Source organism: Bacillus sp. V26 (genome assembly GCF_034296245.1).
In the GTDB taxonomy this organism is placed as follows: Bacteria; Bacillota; Bacilli; order Bacillales; family Bacillaceae; genus Bacillus; species Bacillus halotolerans.
This window is the reverse complement of the sequence record NZ_JAXKQF010000005.1, coordinates 101,511-122,237: the sequence shown is the minus strand read 5'-3', so window position 1 is coordinate 122,237 and position 20,727 is coordinate 101,511. Positions and strand designations below refer to the sequence as shown.

Sequence of the window (20,727 nt, the reverse complement as noted above, 5' to 3'; positions counted from 1 at the left end):
CTATTCTCTTTTAGAGAGAGTCAATGGCTTAAAACATAACATTCAGCACCTCATGAGAAAGTGAGACCGATATGAAATTAATAGCAAAAACATCCTTCATCTTATGCCTCCTGTTTGTGGCGGACCTTTGTTTTTCATATGTGCGGCACGCATGGCACGCTCAAACCGCCCTGCAGGACAGGCCTGTTCCGTCTGCTCTTGATCCGATTGTGAAGCAGAATGCCGACACCCTCAAGGCTGCCGCTGCGCATAAAGGCATCTCCATCGTGATTACCGAAGGATTCAGATCCTTCAAGGAACAAGACGAATTATATAAGCAAGGACGTACAAAAAAAGGGAATATTGTCACCTATGCAAAAGGAGGGGAATCGTATCATAACTATGGTTTGGCGATTGATTTTGCTCTTCAGAAAAAGGATGGAAGCATCTTATGGGATATGGATTACGACGGCAATCAAAACGGGAAATCAGATTGGCTGGAGGTCGTCACCATCGCTAAAAAACTCGGATTTGAGTGGGGCGGGGATTGGGAACGCTTCAAGGATTACCCTCACTTGCAGATGATTCCTGACTAGACACCTCACAGCCTCTTCTTTTTTCTTTTATGCGCGTCAATATATGAAGGATAAATCGGCTTATACACAAGCTTATAATGCTGATTGCTGCCTGCTGAAAAATCAGGCTGCCACTCCAGCTTCACATCAAACGCAGATAAAAATGCTTCTCTCGCTTCGTCAGCTGAAACATCCGGTTTGTGGTTGATTGTTTCTAATTGCTCTGGGTCTATATCAGGAGCCATAAAAGCGTCAACTTTTCCGGTTTCCGGGTTGACGATGATGCGGGCAGCGCCGAACCGCAGCGGTATTCCTTTATACCAGACAGAAAAATGATTGCGGACCCTGCCTCTTTCGTCGATTCGGATTGGATTAACTCTGAAAAACTCATCAGCTCTCGGATAGAGTGCGTACAAAAACTGAAGCGCTGTCTCTTGGCACTCTTCCATTGAGTAATGTGCAGAACCCTGCTGTTCCATAAAAGAAATAGCTGCTTTTAATTTTCCTGTTTTTTTATCAGTCTTCATTTTGATAGTATTTTTATTTCTCGCTGCAAAATAGCTTCCTATGCTTAAATCCTTTCGCTCCGGCGCACTGCCTTTGCGCCAAGTGCTTCCAAGTTCCTCTCCGAAGTCCTTTTCACCGACTTTTTTCATATCAGGGGTAAATCCCAGCATTCCATATATATCGGTTCCTTCTTTTTTTTCAAGCGGCGGGAGAGGCGCCCCGTTTTCCGTTCTTTCATCCGATATATGCTGGTCAGGCACGATTTCATCTACATCCGCTGGATAGCTGTAACCGGGCAAAATCGGTTCATAGACGAGTCTGGGCGACTGTTCATTATCAATGACGTCATACATGAGCCGTAAAGACATGGTATTGACGTAATGGGAAATGACCTTCTCTTTCTCTACGAATTCCTTTGGGATGTCGGCTTTGTTCCCTTCTCCGTAATATAAAAAATGGACAATCTGTCCGCTGCGGGTGATATCTATTAAAAATCCTGAATTAGGAAGTGAGAGGCCCAGCAGTTTTTTTGTATAAACAAACCGGATGTGATACCCTCGTTCTTCCTTGGCTTGAAAATGAAATTTCATAAATGTGGCCGGATGGTGGGCTGCGGCAAACTGAAGAGCTGTCAGCTTCAGCTCGGCATCTGGGAGCTTTTTGTCCTGCTCGAGGCCGGCGGCTGTTGAAAATGTGAGCAAAGCGCCGTCGTTCGAGAGTTCCACGATAATTTGCTTTTCCGGATCTTCGGGGTTCTTCCAAATGAAGTATGCATGCCCCTTCTTCTTTTGTTTTTGAGCATAATCTTCGATCTCAAGCTCATAATGCGGCGGTACATTTCCGATCTCTTGCGCCTTCTTTTTCAGCTGTTTGTTTACCAATGAAGTCATCCTTTCAAAGAGTCTACGACAAAGAGAACCTTGTTTATTATATAAAAAGACCCTTCTTCTTTGAAAGTGAAGAAAGGTCCTTTTCTATTAAGGAAACTGGGTTTCCATATTCTTTCTGTTACTTTTTTCATACTTAAACCAGTACACACGCCAAAAATGTGTGACTTTTGGCTGTTTTACAATGCACTTATGACAGCCTCACCAGTATGGGCATCAAGCAATCTCGGATATACCGGCTTGTAGACGAGACGATAGCTGTTTTCTTCATCTTCTTCGTATTCTCTCTCCCAGCCAAGCTCGACTTTAAAATGGCGCCAAAAGATAGACTTGGCTTGTTCCGGTGAAATGGATGGAACAGGGTCAATAGCTTGGAGCACTTCAGGGTCAATGTCCGGTCCCATGTAAACGGTAATAAGTCCTGTCTGGCGGCTGACGCAGATTTTGACCTGCCCAAACCGAAGCGGAACTCCGTTACAGTGCACGTCAAACGTAAAGACGGCTGACGAGCTTTCTTCATCCTGTTCATCGTATTTGATCTTAAAATATTGATCAGCATTCGGAAACAACGCAAACAGAAAACGAATGGCGATTTTTTCGCACTCTTCCTCGCTTACGGTATACGGCCCTTTTTCGTCTATAAACGACATAACACCTTCAAGTTTTCCGGTTTCTTTGTTATGGATGGTTTTCAGCACTTGGTGAATCCGTCCTCTTAACCAACTGTCCATGCTTTTATCCACCGGTTGATACACAGGATTATCGGGATTCCGCCAGACGACCCCGATTCTCCCATCCCCTAGATCCGTTTCCCGCTCTTTGACTAAGCCTTTTTCGACCCCGATCATGCTGCCAGAATCGGCCTTTTCGTGAATGCCCTCGAATAAAGGGAGAGGAAAGCTTTCCCGCTCCCTGTAATCGTCATCATCAAATTCTTTTTCTTCTCGAACCAAATCAGCAGGCACAGCAATGCCCGCGTTTTCAAACTCATACACCAAATGCGGCTGATCGTCTCCGTTTTTGTAGACAGAGCGATGAAGGATCTCAAACAGGAGAGTGACATCTGCATCTTTCTTGAAATAAGCCAGTGCTTCTTTTTCATCTGCAACCTGTTCCGGCTTGATTATATTGCACGCTTTCCCGTAATACCGAAAATACACCACCTCCCCTGATAAGGAGACATCAGCCATAAATCCGCTCATAGGAAGCGGCAGTCCGTCTTCCATTTGAACATATGAAAACCTTACTTTATCATCATACGCCTCATCATTTTCTTCACGGACAAACGCAGACGGAGCTTCAGGATAATGAGAGTTCACGAACTGAATCAAGATATCCTCTATTTGGTCTTCGGACAGCTTCTCATCGCTTTCAAGCTCAACATCACGAGAAAGCCCTTCCAGCTGTCCGTCCGGTCCAAGCTCTACGATGATCCCTTTGTGTTCATCCTGCGGATCTATCCAGCAAAAATATGACCTTTTCTGTTCATCACCATAATCTTCAATTTCCAGCTTTAAGTGTGTCGGCACACGGCCGATTTCCAGTGCTTTTTGTTTCAATTCCTCTTTTTTCACCAAGGCGGCCCCCTTCTTCGTTCGAATGTCACCCTCTAAATGATCACAAAGTAATAGTCTAATATACACAAATTTCTGTGTTTTCCAGTTTTACCAGAACATTTTTCACCAAAAATAGTATGATGAACCTATTCAATATAAAAGCTAATAATCTTAAAATTAATTCCGTTGCAACTTTTTATAGGTCATCAATCGCAAAGAAGGACGGAGTTTCCAGAAATCTGGGTAAAACCGTGAGAAAAGAACCGATTTTTTTGGCTGCATGATGTCAATCCATTCAAAAAGATCCAATTCTCAAAGACAAAAGACTCCCCTTTCCTAAAACCATTTGAGGAGGAAAAATGAATGTTTCAGAAAAAAACGTACGCTGTTTTCCTTGTTCTCCTGCTGATGCTGTTTACAGCTGCTTGTTCCGGAAGTAAAACAAGCGCGGAGAAGAAAAATTCAGAAACAGAAAAAAGCGCAGATATAGCTCAAGTTAAGATCAAAGATGTCTCTTATACACTTCCGTCTCAGTATGATAAGTCAACTTCAGATGATCAGCTCGTGTTAAAGGTAAATGTCGCTGTGAAAAACACAGGGAAAGAACCGCTTAATGTAGACAATATGGATTTCACTTTGTACCAGGGTGATACCAAAATGTCTGACACAGATCCTGAAGACTATAACGAAAAGCTGCAGGGCAGCACGATTAACACTGACAAATCCGTTGAAGGAAATCTTTTCTTCGTTGTAGATAAAGGCGAAAAATACGAGCTGAATTATACGCCGGAATCTTACGGTGATAAGAAGCCAAAATCAGTTACATTCAACATTGATGGAAAAGACAAAAAAATCCTTGCGACAGCAGATCAGCTCCAAGACTCTGCAAAAGCTTTATCGGCATATATAGATGTCCTTCTTTTCGGTAAAGATAACAAAGATTTCGAAAAAATCACCGGCGCTAACAAAAATGAGATTGTGAACGACTTTAACGAGTCAGCAAAAGACGGCTACCTCTCAGCTTCAGGCCTTTCAAGCACATATGCGGACAGCAAAGCGCTTGATAATATCGTGAACGGCATTAAAGCGGGATTAAGCAAAAACTCATCGATTCAAGCGAAAACAACTTCAATCTCAAAAGATGAAGCCATTGTAGAAGCTACAATTAAACCAGTCGACGCTTCTTCTCTCTCCGACCGCATCGAGGACAGAATGAAAGACTACTACAGCAAGAATTCAGGTGCGAGCTATGAAGATGCTGTAAAATATGCGCTTCAAGTCTATCCAGAAGAGTTCAAAAAGCTTGGCCCGGCTTCAAGTGAAAAAACGGTTGAAGTGAAAATGAAGAAAAATGACATCGACCAGTGGCAGCTTGATATGGACGATTACAGAGCAGCAGAATTAGTTGAAGCATTCATTAAAGAATAAACATCAAAAGGAAATAGCCATGTGGCTATTTCCTTTTTTATTTAAAAATCCTGCTGATGAAATCTGCTTCATCATCCGTCAGTTCAACATCTAAGGTTTTCAGGTTAGCCTTCAGCTGTTCCGGGCGCTTAGCACCTGGGATGATGGCGTCTACAGCCGGTCTCGTTAACAGCCAAGCCAAGGCGACATGAGCCGTTTCCGCATTCTTTTCCTCAGCTACTGCTTTGAGCTTGTCCACTTTTTTCAGGTTTTGAATAAAGGTGTCTCCCTGGAATTGCGGCTTGTCCTTTCGAGTGTCGTCAAAGGCATCATCTTTTGTAAACTTTCCGGTCAGCAGCCCGGATGCGAGCGGGAAGTACGGAATAAAGGAAATCCCGTGTTTTTCACAGTATGGGAGCAGCTCCTTCTCAGCCTCACGCTGAATTAAAGAGTATTCTGACTGAAAGACCTCCAAGTAGCCGTCCGCATTAAATTCCTGCAATTGCTGATAATTGAGATTCGAAGCCCCGATCGCTTTGATTTTCCCTTCATCCTTCAGTTCCTTCAGCGTGCCTGCGACTTCCGCAAGAGGTGTCTTGCCATCCGGAAAATGAACATAATACAGATCGATGTAATCTGTCTTCAGCCGCTTCAGGCTCTTTTCCACCTCGCCGCGAAGAAAGTCCTTGCTGTTGTCAAATTCAATGGTGCCGTTTACTTCTTTATGGGCTCCTTTAGAGGCAATAATGAGCTGGTCCCGGACACCGCGTTCCTGAACGACCTCACCGATTAATTCTTCGGATCGCCCCAATCCATATATAAAGGCGGTATCGATAAAGTTCACGCCGCCGTCCAATGCCGTGCGAACCAAGTCCTTGCCAGTTTCATCATTCAGATTCGGAAACAGATTATGCCCGCCGACCGCATTTGCGCCGAATCCGATCCGTTTCACCTGTAAATTCGTTTGCCCAAGTGCACGTGTTTGATCCATTGTCCCTTCTCCTTCCGAAATGATTTGATGAAAAATAGCGCAGGTTCCACTTTCTGTATTAGATATCCTTTTTCTATTTTCCTTCTTTTTTCAGCATACACAAAAAGGAGAAAGTGTATTTCTCCTTTTGCAAGTTTATTTTGGCAGAACCCATTTGTCTTTTAAAAAGCAGGCTCTGGCCAGTAAAAAGAAAATGGCGATGAGCACGACGATGGTTCCGCACGTGTATAGAATGGCAGCCGGATTTATCATCCCGAATAACAGCTGTTTAAATAAGGCGTGCAGGTTTAGGAACGGGATGAAAAAGTAGGATAGATCGATTTGATTCGGCGCCTTATTGAAGATGAAAAACATCGGGAATATAGGCAGAAAGACGACAAGAGACATATAGCTCTGCGCTTCTTTTACCGTGCCGGAAATGATGCTGATCATAAGCTCCATTGCGGCGATCAGCATTGCAGAAAGCACGATGATCAAAGCTGACGCTCCGATAATGACCCATAAGTGATCTCCCAGCTGAAAGGCTGTTCTTAACTTTTCCGTAAATAAGACGGTGCACAGAATCAGAAAGATCAGTGACAATACGCCAGAGGCTATCCCGAAGGTAGAAACCGCAAGCCACTTGCCGACTAACACTTTGTTTCTGCTGACCGGGGTTAACAGCAGCGCTTCTATGGATTTCCGGTCCTTTTCTCCGGCAATAATATCAAGAGCGATCGGCATGGCACCGGAAACGATTGATGTTAAAAGCAGCATCGGAAGAATGGCGGATAGCATGATCGCGGAAACGCCTTGCTCTTCATCTGTTTCTTTTTGCTGAACCGAAAACGGCTGGATCACCGAGTGGTCAATATGTTTACTCGTTAAACGTTCTTGCACAATTTCATTTTTGTACTGCTCTAAGGCAGATTGCACAAGCTGCATAGCATTTGATGAACCTTGATCGACCGAGCTGCCGTAAACGTCAACCTCAAAAGATGTCATACTGGTGATATAAGAATCAAACTCTTTCGGGACGTTCAGATACACATCCGCTTTGCCGTCATCGACCGCCTGTTCAGGTTTTGCGAATGTCTTTACACTGATTTCGTCAATCGCATTCAGCTTATGTTCCAGCTCAGACGGCAGGGACTGGCCGACAGCGATCGTGTACTGCTCCCCTTTGTCCGAAAGCATGCTTTCGTAGAAAAACACAAGGCCCAGCATCGTAATCATCGGAACCAAGATCGTCAGTAAAATTGTTTTTCTGTCCCGTAATGCGTCGATCATCTCTTTTTTATAAATCTGTCCTACCATTTATGAAATCCCCCTGACCAGCTTAGACATAAAGATGTAGTTCAAATCGTCGCTGCGTTCGCTCTCGTATAGTGTTTCAAGTGCTCCTCTGTAAATGACCTCTCCGCTGTGCATCATAATGACACTGTCACAGAGCGCCTGTACCTCCTCCATAATGTGGCTGGAGAACAGGATGGTTTTGTGTTCTCTTTTCAGCTGCTGAATAAATTCACGGAAGATATTGCTTGACGTAATATCTAGTCCTGTCGTCGGCTCGTCAAATAAAATGATATCCGGATCGTGAATCAGCGCCCTGGCAATGGCGACTTTCTGCCTCATTCCTTTTGAAAATCCGCCCACTCTCCGGTCCATATAATCACGCATGCCGAACCGTTTTGATAAATCTTCAATTCTCGCTTTGATTTCGTGGCGGTTCAGCCCATACAGCCGGCCAAAGTACTGTAAATTTTCTTTTGCAGTCATCCGGTCATAGAGTCCTGTTTCTCCTCCGAATAAGACGCCGATTCGTTTCTTGACCTCCGCCGGCTGCTTGGCCGTGTCAAAGCCGTCTACTGCGATCGTACCCTGTGTCGGTTCAAGCAGGGTCGCGATCATTCTCAGCATCGTTGTTTTGCCGGCTCCGTTTTCTCCGAGAATGCCGACGACTTCTCCTTTTTGAATCGTTAAGCTTACATCACGCACAGCTTTGACTACTTTTTTCTTATCTGTAAACCTGCGGCTGCAATCCGTCAGTGTAATCATGTCACAATCTCCCTTTTCATTATTTCTAGTAATGACTATATACGAAAAGCTGGATTTGTTGGATAAAGTTGTCGCGAAGAGTTCTTTTTATGTCGCGAAATGGGATAAAATAAAGATGATTCTATTTAACTAGGGGAATGATAATGGTAAAAGTCGGACTAGTCGATGATTATCGAGTAGATTTAGAGAAGCTGGAAGCAATCGTGTCCAGAATGCAGGATGTCGAAATTGTCTTTGCCACCGATTCGGCGGAGGAAGCTTACAGCCGGGTGAAGAACGGGGACATTGATCTTCTGCTTGCCGACATTGAGATGCCTCACATGTCAGGCTACGAGCTGGCGGATTTAATCAGATCTCATTCGCTGGATGTGGATGTGATGTTCGTCACCGGCAACAGCGGCTATGCGGTTCACGCATTTGATCTGAACGTCCACGACTATATTATGAAGCCGTACCACGCCGATCGTCTCAGCTCTTCCTTCGAACGTTATTTCAAAAAGAAAACGGAAACGAGCTTGAACGGGCGGATTTTGATTAAACAAAAATCTAAAATGCATGTGCTGCAAAAGAAGGATATCATTTTCGCCGAACGCACAGGACGGTCGACGACGATTGTGACAACAGCTGAAGAAGTGCAAACGTATCAAACATTAAACGATATTAAAGGCGATCTGCCGGAGAAGGATTTTCTTCGTTCGCACCGCTCCTTTATTATCAACATTCATTACATTAAGCATTTTTCCGCTTATACGAAGCATTCGTTTACGGTTTCGTTTGAGGGAACATCTAAAAAAGCGATGATTACCAAGCAGCAGCTTGATTATTTTCAAAACTATTATTTTTGAGGAGCGCAGGTTGTGATAACTCTGTTTCAATGTCTTTATTTGTTTTTATTCAGTTTCCTATTTTATCAGTCGGCTGCCATTCTATCGCACAGCACAGCCATTTCTTGGCTCGCCGCTGCTTTAGGCGCGGCGGCAGCGGTTTTATACATATGGAAAACGAAGCCTATGCGGGATCGCTGTCCGCATCAGCTCTATTCATGTATCGCCGTGATTCACATTCTGTCGGCGGCGTTTTTGCTGATCGCCCCCTCTGGATTGGTGCTGCTGCTTGTGATTGTGATATTCGCAACGTGTGAATGGCTCCGCATCGGGCTGTGCCGCTCGCTGACAAAGCTTTTTGAACAAATCGATCGGCTGACTCAGGCTGAACAGCACGCCAATCGAATGCTGATGGATGTCAGGAGCCGGAATCACGATACAATGAAGCATATCACAGCGCTCAGCTCGGCGCAGTCAGAGCCGAACACACAAACATACATAAAACATTGGGCGGGCCAGTACAGTCAATATGACCGGTTTTTGAAAGGAGAGAGTGCGTACATTGCAGGGGTGCTGTATGACTTTCTGGAAAAAGCAAACGCTTCGAATGTGAACGTTTCACTGCATTTGCATACACCGCTTTCTTCCCTCCCTTTCTCTCCCGCTGATCAGGTCAGCCTGGCCGGCAACATATTAGAAAATGCGCTCGACAGCGCTGCAGAGGCCCCTGAGAAAGCGGAGATCAAGCTGGAGACAACACTGCGAAGCGGGCTTTATGTGCTGATTTGTGAAAATACGACACCCGGCATGGAACCGAAAGTGCTCGATACACTGTATCAGTCATTCGGCCATACGACGAAAAGCGGCACTCATGAAGGAATCGGCACTTATGTGATCCAAAAGCTGGTGAACCAAGCTTTTGGCAAGCTTGATTTCACATATCGCCATCCTGTCTTCCGATTAGAAATCAAAATTCCGTTCCAAAAATAAAAAACCTTGAAAAGCTTGGCTTTTCAAGGTTTTTTGTTCGTCATTACGATGTTAATGATTGTGCAAAGCGATCCGCTTCATCTTGCAGCGTGCTTTCAATTTCTTTGTAGCGGCTTGAAATCGTTGATGCGCTTACGCCGTATTTTTTCGCCAGTTTGGCTTGGGAAACGGTTGCGCCGTTAAGAGAGATTGCATTTACATAATATTCAACTGCCGCCGCAAAAGCTTCCGGCTTTCTGATGACAGGTGATTTTTTCTCGCAGAACGATCTCCAAATGTCAATGACTGCCGGAATCAGCTCATTCGGATATTCATCTCCGCTCATGCCTTTTTCGATCGCCGCGGCTGTTTCTTTCTCCATGTCATTTGCCCACTCAACGCTGCTTTCTTGAACAGGCTCCGCTTGCTGCGGCTGTTCATCTTTTTCAGCTAACAGCGCGAAAAGTACGTTGTTGAACTCCTGCTTCATGAAGTCCTCCGGCGTTTTGCCGTTTTTCACTGCAGCATCCGCATATGTTTTCACCTTGCTGATCAGCTCTTCCGTTCTCTTCACTGGGAAGATTGTGAACTGCATGAAGAATTCCGCTTTTTCCGCTTCGTGAATCGGATAGCCGAGAATCAAGCTTCCCACTGGAGGGAGGTCTTGACTTGTGACGTCCATTTCCACGTCGAATTGTTTTTTCGTAATGACATCTTCAAAATGAATAACTGCTTCTTTCATATCCTTCAGCAGCAATAAAGCAGGCGTCATGCTCTTCCAAGATTCAACGATCTCACGTGTTTTCGGGCGGGTGATCGTATCGCCTTTTTTCTGAAGGTACTCTTCAAAGATCGTTTTGTCACCAGCGAGCGGGTGGAAGAAGATTCCCCAGATTCCTAAATTAAACACACTGATGTCCTTTGTCTGCCTGTCCATAGTAGAAAGAAAATCATGCTGGTTGATAAAACCTGAAATGCTTTCTCTATGTACTGTGAAGGCATACTCCACTAAGTCTTCCTGAATTTGTTTTGCTTCTTTTGCCGCTAATTCTGTCGGGAAGTCGACAACTTTATTTCCGCAGCATTTTTTATATTTCTTACCGCTGCCGCATGGGCAAGGGGCATTTCTTTTCACTTTTCCCACAATAAACCCTCCGAATTCTGTTGTAACTTTTCTATTTTAACAAAAATAACTTCTGAGGGCTTGGTTTCGGGCTAAAAAAGAATTTGGTAATGTGACAGCCTGGTTCATTATGTAAATTTACCTATGACTTTTTCATCGACTTTTGTGAAGTAAGACTTATAACCTATTCACACTTTAGGCCCTTCTTTTTTACAATCGTTAGGTGTTTATCTAAAATTTTTAAGGATGTGTTTATGTTGGAACTAGCTGGTTTTATGCTGCGCGCCTGCGCTCTTGTGCTTGACGTGATCATTGCGGCCGCAGTGATTTTAGCATCCGGATTTATGTTTGGCGACGGGTCCGCTGGCGTCATCGTTGTCGCCATATTGATGCTGCTTGTATATCCTTTGCTGATGCCGCTGACAAATTGGAAGGGTACGCTGGGCAAAAAAATCATAGGGCTGCAAATCGTGAGAGATGAAACACACGAGAAAATCTCCCTCCCTCAGGCCATTGTCCGTTACATGATAGCGTGGGTGCATGTGTTTTCCCGCCTTATTTATTTGACAGCTGCATTTACAAAGAAAAAACAAGCCGTTCATGATATGGCTGCGAAAACAATTGTGCTGAAAGCAGAATAACCTTGAAGAATCGGATTCTTCAAGGTTATGTTTCTCATTAGTTCGTATTTTGTCCGCCGCCGTTCAGCCCTTCTTTAATCAGGCTGTTGACTTGGCTGCTGTACAGAAGGCCGATATGTCCGACACCGTTGATACGAACATTTTTTGCCCCTTCTAAGTTAGACAGATAGTTCATAACAATCATGTCCGCCGAGCTGTAAATGGACGTATATAAAATCTTTTGATTTGGGTCCGTTCCCGGAAGCGCTTTGTTTGAAACGAGACGGTTCGCGCCGCCAAGCGTTACGACGTTTTCAATTTTATTACCGCCGTCCAGTTTTTTTATGTAATAAAGCGTGTTGGCGCCCCCCATGCTGTGAGCGACAATGTCCACTTTTTTCGCACCGGTTTCATCTAATACCTTTTGCACAAAACGTGATAATACTGGGCCGTTGTTTAAGTTATTGCCTGTCTTGTCCCAAAAATCTACAGCATACAGCTTGTCCCGTGACCAGCCCTGTGATGCCAAATAAGTTTTAATACCGGCAAAGTTAAAAGAAGCTCCGCCAATTCCGTGAACCATCACCACCGGATTATGTTCAGCGGCTTTCGCTGACGGCTGCATCGCAAACATGGATGTAACTGACAGCACAACAATTGTTACAAGTGCAATGATCTTACTTCTTAAAAGTTTCATAATTTCCTCCTTTTTTTGTAACAAATTCTTAAATTATATTACTTTGCCAAATTAATTAAGGAAAGGGTAAATTTTACTTATTTTTGAAGAAATTTTAAGGTTGAGAGAACATTTCAGCTGTTTATGATCCCGAAAATGCAAAAAAAGAAGGCTTTTTCGCCTTCTTCTCTTTAATATTCATTAAAATAGTCTTGGATTTTTTTAGGATCATCTGTTTTGGTGAGCGCAAGCATTAACAATATCCGGGCTTTTTGCGGATTTAAGGAGTTTGATGCCAAAAGGCCGTTTTTCACATAGTCGCCGTTCGGTGTGACGACACCATTTCCCGTACGGGTTGAGCGAACCACTGTAATGCCTTTTTTGACCGCACTGACTGCTCCTTTTTCGGCTGCGTCAGATAAAGATCCGTTGCCTGATCCTGCGAAGACTATGCCTTTTGCTCCGGCTTTCACAGCCGCATCAAACAGATAGCTTCCGTCATTTTGGTAGCCGTACAGAATGTCTACTTGCGGCAGTTTATCAAGGCCGGAAATCGAGAACTCGGTATCCTTTGTATGCTTGCGTGTCATTTCATTATGAAAATAAATGTCATCGGCAATCGTTCCGACGTATCCCATTTCTTCTGATTTAAAGGTGTCTGTTGCGGTTGTGTTGGTTTTTGTAACGTACCGTGCTGAAGCAATGCGGTCATTGAGAACGACGAGCGTCCCTTTCCCTTTTGCGTCAGGTGCGCCTGCCACTTTAACTGCGTTGTACAAGTTGGACGGGCCGTCAGCACTGATGGCTGTAGACGGCCTCATCGAACCGGCAACAACAACCGGTTTGTCACTTTTTACAATGAGGTTCAGAAAATAAGCCGTTTCTTCTAATGTATCTGTTCCGTGGGTCACGACAATACCGTCAACATCTTCTGAAGAAAGCAGTTTGTTGACTCGTTTTCCGAGCTTCAGCAATGTTTTGTTATCAATGTTTGTGCTTCCGACGTTAACCACTTGCTCGCCGCTGACATTCGCAATGTCTTTCATCTCTGGCACCGCTTCGATCAGAGACTCAACGCCGACGACACCTGCTTTGTATTCAGTTGTAGAGGTTTTTGATTTATCGGCTCCGGCAATCGTACCTCCGGTCGCCAGTATTTTGATATTTGGAAGGTCATTTTTTTTGGAAGCAGAAGCTGAAGAAACTTTTTGTGTCTGCGGTTTTTCTTTCGGGGATTCTTTTGCTTCAGGAGATTGTGAGCATCCGGTAAAAGCAAGCAATAGTGCGGTAAAAAGGGTCAGTAAGAGGAATCGTTGTGTTTTCATGTTTTTCTCTCCTTTTGTATGGTAACGTCTTTACGCCTTTTAATAATTGAATATTTCATTTATTCAGTCAAAACGTGCGTCAGGTTATCTCTCAGCTTTTTTATATGCTTATTTTATTTTCTTATACAAGTTTCTTTATCTTGACAATCGATGGGGGAATCAAGATAATAGACCAGTCACTATATTTTATGATCGCAATCAGTAAGGTGGGAATGTTATGAGCTATGGAGATTCTCGTGAGAAAATCCTTTCTTCAGCTACCCGGCTTTTTCAGCTGCAGGGGTATTACGGCACGGGACTGAACCAGATTATTAAAGAAAGCGGTGCACCTAAAGGCTCTCTTTACTACCACTTTCCCGGCGGTAAAGAACAGCTGGCAATTGAAGCCGTGAATGAAATGAAGGAATACATCCGACAGAAAATCACAGATTGCATGGACGTGAGCACTGATCCCGCAGAAGGCATTCAAGCCTTTCTGAAGGAGCTCTCCTGTCAATTCTCATGCACAGAGGACATCGAAGGCCTGCCCGTCGGCTTGCTTGCGGCAGAGACATCATTAAAAAGCGAGCCTTTGCGAAAAGCCTGTGATGAAGCCTACAAAGCGTGGTCCCTTGTGTTTGAGGAAAAATTGCAGCTGTCGGGTTACAGCGAGAGCCATGCCAAGGAATCGAGCATCGTCATTAACGCGATGATTGAAGGCGGCATTCTTTTATCATTAACGGCAAAAGACAGCACACCGCTTCTTCATATCTCCAGCCGCATTCCCGCTCTGTTGAAGAAATAAAAAAAGAGACATACTACTACAAGCTGAGTGAATACATTCAGATAAACGAGAGGAGAAATAGATTTGGAAACAGCAGCTAAAGCATCTCAGCAATATAAAGTGATGCCAATTATGATATCTTTGCTGACGGCCGGTTTTATCGGCATGTTCAGTGAAACAGCGCTGAATATCGCGTTAACCGACCTTATGAAGGAATTGAACATTACAGCAGCAACCGTTCAATGGTTAACAACAGGCTATTTGCTTGTGCTCGGTATTCTTGTTCCTGTTTCAGGTCTGCTATTGCAGTGGTTTACAACAAGACAGCTTTTTACTGTGTCACTGATTTTTTCAATCATAGGTACCTTGATTGCGGCGCTTGCGCCTAGCTTCTCATTTTTATTAGCGGCGAGAATCGTTCAGGCACTTGGAACAGGACTCTTATTACCGCTCATGTTTAATACGATTTTGGTGATTTTCCCGCCCCATAAACGGGGAGCGGCCATGGGAACAATCGGACTTGTCATTATGTTTGCGCCGGCAATCGGCCCTACATTTTCCGGGTTGGTTCTTGAGCACCTTAACTGGCACTGGATTTTCTGGATCTCTCTTCCGTTCCTTGTGCTTGCGCTCATTTTCGGTATCTTGTACATGCAAAATGTGTCTGATATCACAAAACCGAAAATTGATGTCCTGTCTATTATTCTGTCGACGATCGGTTTCGGCGGCATTGTGTTTGGATTCAGCAACGCGGGTGAAGGCTCTGGCGGATGGTCCAGCCCGACGGTGATCGTTTCACTTATTGTCGGTGTTATCGCCCTTATTCTATTTTCAATCCGTCAGCTGACGATGAAGCAGCCGATGATGAACCTGCGTGCATTCAGATACCCGATGTTTATTTTGGGCGTCATTATGGTCTTTATTTGCATGATGGTCATCCTTTCATCCATGCTGCTTCTGCCGATGTATCTGCAAGGCGGCTTAGTCTTAACAGCATTTGCCTCAGGACTTATTCTCTTGCCGGGCGGTATTTTAAACGGATTTATGTCACCTGTCACAGGCCGTCTGTTTGATAAATACGGACCGAAGTGGCTTGTTATTCCGGGATTTTTGATTGTGACTATTGTTCTGTGGCTCTTCTCAAATCTCACGACAGCTTCAACAGCAGTGCTGATTATCGTGTTGCATACCTGCTTGATGATTGGGATCTCCATGATTATGATGCCTGCTCAGACAAACGGTTTAAACCAGCTTCCGCGTGAGTTTTATCCGGACGGCACTGCCATTATGAACACACTTCAGCAAATGGCGGGCGCGATCGGGACAGCTGTTGCGGTCAGCATCATGGCTGCCGGTCAGCATGACTACATGAGCAGCGTAAAAAATCCAGCCGATCCGGCAGTCATTCCGCAAGCATTGACAGCTGGCGTTCAGCATGCATTTGTCTTTGCGATGATTGTTGCGATTATCGGTTTAATTGCCGCTTTCTTTTTAAAGCGAGTAAAGGTTGATCATCAATAAGAAAACCCCCTGATCTTGAGGTCAGGGGGTTTTTTATGCCTATATCGGACAACACACTCAAGCAAGACGCGAGCGGCGCCGAAGGAGGTGAACATCTATTTTTAGGTGATCGCTTTTAACGCGCGGATAAAATCGCAGCCATTTCATCAATCGCATAACGCAGTTCGCCCTTCGTATTATAAAAGTGAGGAGCGAGACGGATGACATTGTCCCGCGGAGCGCAAATCACGTTTTTCTTCTTTAGTAACGCCGCCGTTTCCGATGCCCGTTCATCCCGAATGGAAATCATGCCCGGCTGCTGTCCTGATGGCGCCCCCGCAAGCTTCAGCCCTTTTTCAGCAGCATATTGAAACGCATCGGCACTCACTGCTTTTATATGATCGCGGATACGGGACATTCCGATATGATTCAGCAGCGATAAAGCCGCAGCCGCTGCATACACGCTTATAAAAGCAGGGGTTCCTGTTTGAAAACGCCTCGCGCCTTCTGCATAAGACGACGCCCCAAACCCGTTTTCCCGCCCGAACCAAGCAGATGCTTTGGGCTTCAGCTCGTTCGCCAGCTCTTTTCTCACATAAAGAAACGCCATGCCCGGTATGCCGAGCATATACTTTCTGGTGCCTGCCGCCAGCATATCTATGCCCCATTCTTTCACATCAATAGGAAGATGCCCGGCAGATTGATATGCATCCACAAATACCATCGATCCCTTTCTCTTGGCGATGGCAGCGATGGCTTTTATATCCTGAATGCAGCCGTCACGATAATGAACGTGCGGAACACAGGTCAGCACCGTCTCTTCCGTGATAAACCTTTCATATTGTTCGAGCGGCAGCTCACCGTCTATTGAAGGGATCACAGATACATTATAATCAGATTGTGCCTGCCAAATATGAGACACCGCCGGAAAATCCATCTCCGTGTATACAACATGTTTCTTTTTAACAGCAGACAAGGATGATGCCACGGAAATGAGCGCATCAGAAACTGACGGCACAATCGCAATCTCTTCCGGCTCAGCCCCTACCAGTCTCGCAAACTCGTTTCTGGCACTCTCTGTCTTTTCAATCGCTTCATTCCAGTTCGTCCCTCTATGCAGCAAGCTGTCATGATAATCTTGTATCGCCTTTGACACCGGCTCTGCCAACGCGCTCTGTGAGCAGCTGGCAAGCATGATGCGGCTCTGCACGGTTGGGAACAGAAGTCGGTACTGCTGCGGCAAATGTTCCATTCTGATTCACTCCTTTTTATTATTTTGATGAAAAATCCAGAAATAAACAATAGAATAATAAAAAAAAGGAGATGGTTACCATGAGAAAAAAAGTGCTCTTCACAGGTTTTGACCCTTTTGATCAAGAAACTGTCAATCCATCGTGGGAAGCGGTGAAACGGCTGAATGGCTTTGAAACGGATCAGGTGATCATCGCTTCGGCACAAATTCCGACTGTGTTCAGAACCGCTCTCGACACTTTGCGGCAAGCTATTCATAAACATCAGCCGGACATCGTGATCTGCGTCGGGCAAGCCGGCGGCCGGATGCAGGTGACACCGGAACGGGTCGCGATCAACCTTGCAGACGCGCGTATCCCGGATAATGATGGAAACCAGCCGATTGATGAAGAGATTTCTCCCGGCGGGCCTGCCGCTTACTGGACAGGGCTTCCGATTAAACGCATTACATCTCAAATGAAGGAAAACGGCATTCCGGCGGCTGTTTCCTTTACGGCCGGCACATTTGTATGCAACTATCTGTTCTACGGGTTAATGGATCACATCCACCGTACGTCTCCGCACATTCACGGCGGGTTTATCCACATTCCGTACATTCCGGAACAAACAATCGACAAAACAGCGCCGAGCCTCAGCCTGGACATGATAGTCAAAGCATTGAGGATCGCCGCTGTTACGGCCGCACAATATGATCAGGATACGAAGTCACCCGGCGGCGCGCTGCACTAAGCGGCGGCCGCTTCACTGGTCAGTCTCTTTTTGTATACAAACGCTGATAGTGTGACGCTCACTTCGAACAGGACAAGCAGCGGAATCATCACGAGAAAATCAGAAATAAAGTCTGGCGGGGTAATCAATATGGACACCACGATCAGCAGAAAATAGGACAGCTTTCTCGCTTTGGCCAGCCGGTATGGATTTAAGATGCCTAACCTTGTCAAAAACATCACCACAAGGGGCATTTCAAACAGAAAACCGAACGGCAGGCTCAAATTCATCATAAACCTGAAATAGCGGTCAGCGGTAAACATCGTTTCAAAATGGCCAGCAGACAAATGGGTCAAAAAGCCGAGAACGATCGGAAACAACACAAAATATCCGAACGAGATGCCGGCCAGAAACAGGGCGAATAATCCCGGTATGTACATCAGTGTCACGTTGCGCTCCGTTTTTGTCAGCGCCGGCGCTACAAAACGCCAAAGCTGATAGGCGGCAACGGGGATGGAGGCGGCAATCGCACAAATGCCGGCAAGCATCATATATACCCAGAGAATTTCACTCGGTCCGAGAACAGCTAATTTTCCGTCAAAATCTCTGATCAGCCAATCATAAATGTCCTCCACAAACAAAAAAGCCGTAATTAAAAACAGAAGAAAAGCCGCAATTGTGAAGATGATCCGACGGCGAAGCTCTTCTAAATGTCCGATCAGATGAGTTTCTTTTTTATCCATTCAAAAAAGCCCTCCCTTTCATGAGAAAAAGAGGCAGACCATGCGTCTGCCTCATCAGCACTCAGCCTGCGTTTTTGTCCTGCTTGACCGCTGACAGCTCAGCTGATTTTTCTTCTTTTTCATCACCAGACACAAGTGATTTTGTGGCGCTTTTGAATTCCAGCAGAGTCCGACCGGCGGCTCGCCCGATTTCCGGAAGCTTTGAAGGGCCAAAAATAATGAGGGCGATGACAAAGATCAGAATCAAGCCTGGTATTCCAATGTTTGAAAACATTATGTTTCACTCCTTAATGCGTAATTTTTGCCCGTTTTTTGATCATTTGTTTTTCATGGGCTTTGTTGTGCTCAAAGAAACGGTCCTCTTCGACTTCATTGGATTGTTTCACTCCGCCTTGAACCATTGTCGAGGATACCTTTCTCAATCCTGTTTGGTCTTTTTGATAAACGAATGAAGCCCGTGTGGAAATAGCTGCTCCCGGCTCTGTCACAAATGGCATTACCCGATAATCAGCTTTCCACTGGTGCGGCGTTACTGTACAGCGGACATATCCTCGGTAATCGTTAAAGAACTTAATATGTGGATTTTCCTTTAAAATTTGATCGGTATCCGCCCGCTTATCCGCTCCGTTTCCTCCGGATGTGATGGAGGTGCCGACAAATTCAGCCCCGAAAATTTTTGAGCTTGTTTTATTAAAATCGACATGCAGATTCGATGCCCAGCTTGCGTGTACATCTCCTGTCAGCACGACAACATTGTTTAAATTTTTGCTGTTAATGTAATTGACGACCCGTTCGCGCTGAGCCGGATAACCGTCCCATGAATCCATGCTGTAGATCGGGCTTGAGCTTGTCCCGAAATTCCACTTCGCAAAGAAGATTTGCTGTGCCAGCACATTCCAATATGCAGTCGAGCTGCTCAAATTGTTAAAAAGCCATTGCTCCTGTTCTTTTCCTAACAAGGTCCGATTCGGATTGAGCGATTCATCAGAAGGCGGCTTATTGCCGTCGTTATTGGCTTGGTCATCTCTGTACTGGCGTGTATCCAGCACATTAAATGATGCCAGATTTCCATACGTAAAGTGGCGGTACAGTTGCATATCCGGGCCATTCGGCAGAGAGGAGATGCGGAGCGGCATATGCTCATAATAAGCCTGATACGCCGCCGCACGGCGCAATACAAACGCGTCAACCGACTGCCCTTTTTCCGGGATTTTATTGGCATAGTTATTTTCAACTTCATGGTCATCCCACGTGACAACCCAAGGAAACGCCGCATGCGCCGCTTTTAAATTAGCGTCTGAACGGTATTGGGCATGGCGGTTTCGATAGTCCTGAAGCGTAATGATTTCTGCGCTGTTGTGCGTGCGGACATTGCCTGTTTTCGATACATATTCATTCGGCCCGTACTCATATATGTAATCACCGAGATGGAAGACAAGATCAAGCTTTTCCTTCGCCATATGCTTGTAGGCTGTATAATAGCCATGCTCATATTGCTGGCAGGAAGCGAAGGCAAAGGTCATTTTCGGCACATTGGCACCTGGGGCCGGCAGTGTTTTTGTTTTTCCGACAGGACTTAGCTCATGTCCGGTTTTGAATCGGTAGTAGTACACTTTGTTCGGCTCAAGCCCGTCCGCTTCCACGTGGACAGAATGGGCGAGACTCGGTTTGGCCATTTCTGTGCCCTTTCTTACGATCTTGCGGAAGTTCTCATCCTTTGCCACTTCCCATTTGACAGGCACAGCCTGGTTCGGCATCCCCCCGCCGTTCAGCGGATCTGGCGCCAAACGCGTCCAGAGCACGACGCTGTCAGAAAGCGGATCTCCTGAAGCGACGCCGAGCGTAAACGGATAACTAGAGAACTTAGGCGCAGCATTTACTTCAAATGCTCCGACTGACTGAGCAATGGTTAATCCAAGAGAAAGCCCCGCAATTTTTCCAGCCCCCTGAATAAATTTGCGGCGGTCAAACGTATTATTCTGAAAGCTTTCGTCCTTCAATTTCTTTACCCATTCGTCAAAACGACTATCATATGCCATTCCAGATCCCCTCTCTTCTCATTGATCGCTTTCATTATAGGAAACCATTGTTAATTAGCTGTGAAGAAGTGTGAAGGGATTGTAAGCACTGAACATGGGAAACAGGACTTCATTCACAGCTCTTTCGCCGAAACATGCCGACAGCTGGCAAAACGGCGTGTTTTCTGCATATCCTGTCGTTTGCAAGCCGCCCTTTTTACCCATTTTTCTTCACATGATCTTAAAAAAACAAAAACACCGAGCGATT

The 20,727-nt window shown here is 45.3% G+C and carries 21 protein-coding genes and 1 pseudogene; 9 read left to right on the top strand and 13 right to left on the bottom strand.

Features of this window, described 5'->3' with window-relative positions; genetic code table 11:
• The first annotated feature begins 71 nt into the window (after window positions 1-71).
• Window positions 72-575 carry a M15 family metallopeptidase gene (locus UJ203_RS15510; RefSeq protein WP_322012118.1) on the top strand — a complete coding sequence of 168 codons (504 nt, stop codon included), beginning with the start codon at window positions 72-74 and terminating at the stop codon, window positions 573-575.
• Between the two features lie 5 nt (window positions 576-580).
• Here UJ203_RS15510 and UJ203_RS15505 read toward each other — a convergent pair whose 3' ends face one another.
• Window positions 581-1,942, bottom strand: coding sequence for a YcdB/YcdC domain-containing protein (locus UJ203_RS15505; protein ID WP_322012115.1), 1,362 nt, complete (start codon window positions 1,940-1,942; stop codon window positions 581-583).
• A gap of 185 nt (window positions 1,943-2,127) precedes the next feature.
• Window positions 2,128-3,549 carry a YcdB/YcdC domain-containing protein gene (locus UJ203_RS15500; RefSeq protein WP_322012420.1) on the bottom strand — a complete coding sequence of 474 codons (1,422 nt, stop codon included), beginning with the start codon at window positions 3,547-3,549 and terminating at the stop codon, window positions 2,128-2,130.
• A gap of 164 nt (window positions 3,550-3,713) precedes the next feature.
• Between UJ203_RS15500 and UJ203_RS15495 the strand changes: the two are divergent.
• Both UJ203_RS15495 and UJ203_RS15490 read left to right on the top strand, forming a co-directional pair.
• Window positions 3,714-3,844: pseudogene (locus UJ203_RS15495) on the top strand (hypothetical protein).
• A 23-nt stretch (window positions 3,845-3,867) separates the two neighbouring features.
• Window positions 3,868-4,932, top strand: coding sequence for a DUF4352 domain-containing protein (locus UJ203_RS15490; protein ID WP_105955398.1), 1,065 nt, complete (start codon window positions 3,868-3,870; stop codon window positions 4,930-4,932).
• 37 nt (window positions 4,933-4,969) lie between these two features.
• Here the strand turns inward: UJ203_RS15490 and UJ203_RS15485 are convergent, their stop codons facing one another.
• The 3 genes from UJ203_RS15485 to natA form a co-directional block, all read right to left on the bottom strand.
• Window positions 4,970-5,902 (bottom strand): aldo/keto reductase, encoded by a 933-nt coding sequence (locus tag UJ203_RS15485; RefSeq protein WP_322012111.1) that lies wholly within the window; start codon window positions 5,900-5,902, stop codon window positions 4,970-4,972.
• 135 nt (window positions 5,903-6,037) lie between these two features.
• On the bottom strand, window positions 6,038-7,198 hold the full coding sequence (locus tag UJ203_RS15480) for an ABC transporter permease (RefSeq protein WP_322012109.1): 1,161 nt from the start codon (window positions 7,196-7,198) through the stop codon (window positions 6,038-6,040).
• The gene (gene natA / locus UJ203_RS15475) at window positions 7,199-7,939 is read right to left on the bottom strand and encodes a sodium ABC transporter ATP-binding protein NatA (RefSeq protein WP_059292022.1); all 741 of its coding nucleotides are present in this window, start codon (window positions 7,937-7,939) and stop codon (window positions 7,199-7,201) included. It abuts the gene before it with no gap.
• Between the two features lie 143 nt (window positions 7,940-8,082).
• Between natA and natR the strand changes: the two genes are divergently transcribed.
• Window positions 8,083-8,784 carry a two-component system response regulator NatR gene (gene natR / locus UJ203_RS15470; RefSeq protein WP_059292023.1) on the top strand — a complete coding sequence of 234 codons (702 nt, stop codon included), beginning with the start codon at window positions 8,083-8,085 and terminating at the stop codon, window positions 8,782-8,784.
• Between the two features lie 12 nt (window positions 8,785-8,796).
• Window positions 8,797-9,753 (top strand): sensor histidine kinase, encoded by a 957-nt coding sequence (locus tag UJ203_RS15465; RefSeq protein ID WP_322012104.1) that lies wholly within the window; start codon window positions 8,797-8,799, stop codon window positions 9,751-9,753.
• A 43-nt stretch (window positions 9,754-9,796) separates the two neighbouring features.
• On the opposite strand, the gene UJ203_RS15460 is transcribed toward UJ203_RS15465, so the two are convergent.
• Window positions 9,797-10,876 carry a helix-turn-helix domain-containing protein gene (locus UJ203_RS15460; protein ID WP_322012099.1) on the bottom strand — a complete coding sequence of 360 codons (1,080 nt, stop codon included), beginning with the start codon at window positions 10,874-10,876 and terminating at the stop codon, window positions 9,797-9,799.
• Window positions 10,877-11,112: 236 nt separating this feature from the next.
• Here UJ203_RS15460 and UJ203_RS15455 point away from each other — a divergent pair, with 236 nt between their 5' ends.
• Window positions 11,113-11,496, top strand: coding sequence for an RDD family protein (locus tag UJ203_RS15455; protein ID WP_322012418.1), 384 nt, complete (start codon window positions 11,113-11,115; stop codon window positions 11,494-11,496).
• 37 nt (window positions 11,497-11,533) lie between these two features.
• Here the strand turns inward: UJ203_RS15455 and UJ203_RS15450 are convergent, their stop codons facing one another.
• A complete protein-coding gene (locus UJ203_RS15450) occupies window positions 11,534-12,172 on the bottom strand; it encodes a triacylglycerol lipase (RefSeq protein ID WP_322012097.1) in 639 nt (212 codons plus the stop codon).
• 170 nt (window positions 12,173-12,342) lie between these two features.
• Entirely contained in the window at window positions 12,343-13,476 is a 1,134-nt protein-coding gene (locus tag UJ203_RS15445) for a type II asparaginase (RefSeq protein WP_322012094.1), read from the bottom strand.
• Between the two features lie 217 nt (window positions 13,477-13,693).
• Between UJ203_RS15445 and UJ203_RS15440 the strand changes: the two genes are divergently transcribed.
• Window positions 13,694-14,260: a TetR/AcrR family transcriptional regulator gene (locus tag UJ203_RS15440; RefSeq protein ID WP_322012092.1), complete on the top strand. Its 567-nt coding sequence runs from the start codon at window positions 13,694-13,696 to the stop codon at window positions 14,258-14,260.
• A 57-nt stretch (window positions 14,261-14,317) separates the two neighbouring features.
• Entirely contained in the window at window positions 14,318-15,760 is a 1,443-nt protein-coding gene (gene lmr(B), locus UJ203_RS15435; RefSeq protein ID WP_063623076.1) for a lincomycin efflux MFS transporter Lmr(B), read from the top strand.
• A gap of 115 nt (window positions 15,761-15,875) precedes the next feature.
• Here lmr(B) and UJ203_RS15430 read toward each other — a convergent pair whose 3' ends face one another.
• Window positions 15,876-16,991, bottom strand: a complete 1,116-nt coding sequence (locus UJ203_RS15430) for an aminotransferase class V-fold PLP-dependent enzyme (protein WP_322012090.1) — start codon at window positions 16,989-16,991, stop codon at window positions 15,876-15,878.
• Between the two features lie 80 nt (window positions 16,992-17,071).
• Between UJ203_RS15430 and pcp the strand changes: the two genes are divergently transcribed.
• Window positions 17,072-17,719 carry a pyroglutamyl-peptidase I gene (gene pcp, locus UJ203_RS15425; RefSeq protein ID WP_248337585.1) on the top strand — a complete coding sequence of 216 codons (648 nt, stop codon included), beginning with the start codon at window positions 17,072-17,074 and terminating at the stop codon, window positions 17,717-17,719.
• Here the strand turns inward: pcp and tatC are convergent.
• The 4 genes from tatC to UJ203_RS15405 form a co-directional block, all read right to left on the bottom strand.
• A complete protein-coding gene (gene tatC, locus UJ203_RS15420) occupies window positions 17,716-18,441 on the bottom strand; it encodes a twin-arginine translocase subunit TatC (RefSeq protein ID WP_322012085.1) in 726 nt (241 codons plus the stop codon). The two genes, pcp and tatC, sit on opposite strands and share 4 nt — an antisense overlap.
• A 61-nt stretch (window positions 18,442-18,502) precedes the next feature.
• Entirely contained in the window at window positions 18,503-18,715 is a 213-nt protein-coding gene (gene tatAD, locus UJ203_RS15415) for a sec-independent protein translocase protein TatAD (RefSeq protein ID WP_010332899.1), read from the bottom strand.
• Window positions 18,716-18,728: 13 nt separating this feature from the next.
• Window positions 18,729-20,480 (bottom strand): alkaline phosphatase PhoD, encoded by a 1,752-nt coding sequence (gene phoD / locus UJ203_RS15410; RefSeq protein WP_322012081.1) that lies wholly within the window; start codon window positions 20,478-20,480, stop codon window positions 18,729-18,731.
• Window positions 20,481-20,534: 54 nt separating this feature from the next.
• On the bottom strand, window positions 20,535-20,684 hold the full coding sequence (locus UJ203_RS15405) for a hypothetical protein (protein WP_049809871.1): 150 nt from the start codon (window positions 20,682-20,684) through the stop codon (window positions 20,535-20,537).
• Between the last annotated feature and the right edge of the window lie 43 nt (window positions 20,685-20,727).

Excerpts from the sequence above, each read along its gene's own strand:
- UJ203_RS15510 (WP_322012118.1), top strand. The coding sequence starts at position 72 with ATGAAATTAATAGCAAAAACATCCTTCATCTTATGCCTCCTGTTTGTG.
- UJ203_RS15490 (WP_105955398.1), top strand. The coding sequence starts at position 3,868 with ATGTTTCAGAAAAAAACGTACGCTGTTTTCCTTGTTCTCCTGCTGATG.
- UJ203_RS15485 (WP_322012111.1), bottom strand. The coding sequence starts at position 5,902 with ATGGATCAAACACGTGCACTTGGGCAAACGAATTTACAGGTGAAACGG.
- UJ203_RS15480 (WP_322012109.1), bottom strand. The coding sequence starts at position 7,198 with ATGGTAGGACAGATTTATAAAAAAGAGATGATCGACGCATTACGGGAC.
- natA (WP_059292022.1), bottom strand. The coding sequence starts at position 7,939 with ATGATTACACTGACGGATTGCAGCCGCAGGTTTACAGATAAGAAAAAA.
- natR (WP_059292023.1), top strand. The coding sequence starts at position 8,083 with ATGGTAAAAGTCGGACTAGTCGATGATTATCGAGTAGATTTAGAGAAG.
- UJ203_RS15450 (WP_322012097.1), bottom strand. The coding sequence starts at position 12,172 with ATGAAACTTTTAAGAAGTAAGATCATTGCACTTGTAACAATTGTTGTG.
- UJ203_RS15445 (WP_322012094.1), bottom strand. The coding sequence starts at position 13,476 with ATGAAAACACAACGATTCCTCTTACTGACCCTTTTTACCGCACTATTG.
- UJ203_RS15440 (WP_322012092.1), top strand. The coding sequence starts at position 13,694 with ATGAGCTATGGAGATTCTCGTGAGAAAATCCTTTCTTCAGCTACCCGG.
- UJ203_RS15430 (WP_322012090.1), bottom strand. The coding sequence starts at position 16,991 with ATGGAACATTTGCCGCAGCAGTACCGACTTCTGTTCCCAACCGTGCAG.
- pcp (WP_248337585.1), top strand. The coding sequence starts at position 17,072 with ATGAGAAAAAAAGTGCTCTTCACAGGTTTTGACCCTTTTGATCAAGAA.
- tatC (WP_322012085.1), bottom strand. The coding sequence starts at position 18,441 with ATGGATAAAAAAGAAACTCATCTGATCGGACATTTAGAAGAGCTTCGC.
- tatAD (WP_010332899.1), bottom strand. The coding sequence starts at position 18,715 with ATGTTTTCAAACATTGGAATACCAGGCTTGATTCTGATCTTTGTCATC.
- phoD (WP_322012081.1), bottom strand. The coding sequence starts at position 20,480 with ATGGCATATGATAGTCGTTTTGACGAATGGGTAAAGAAATTGAAGGAC.
- UJ203_RS15405 (WP_049809871.1), bottom strand. The coding sequence starts at position 20,684 with ATGGGTAAAAAGGGCGGCTTGCAAACGACAGGATATGCAGAAAACACG.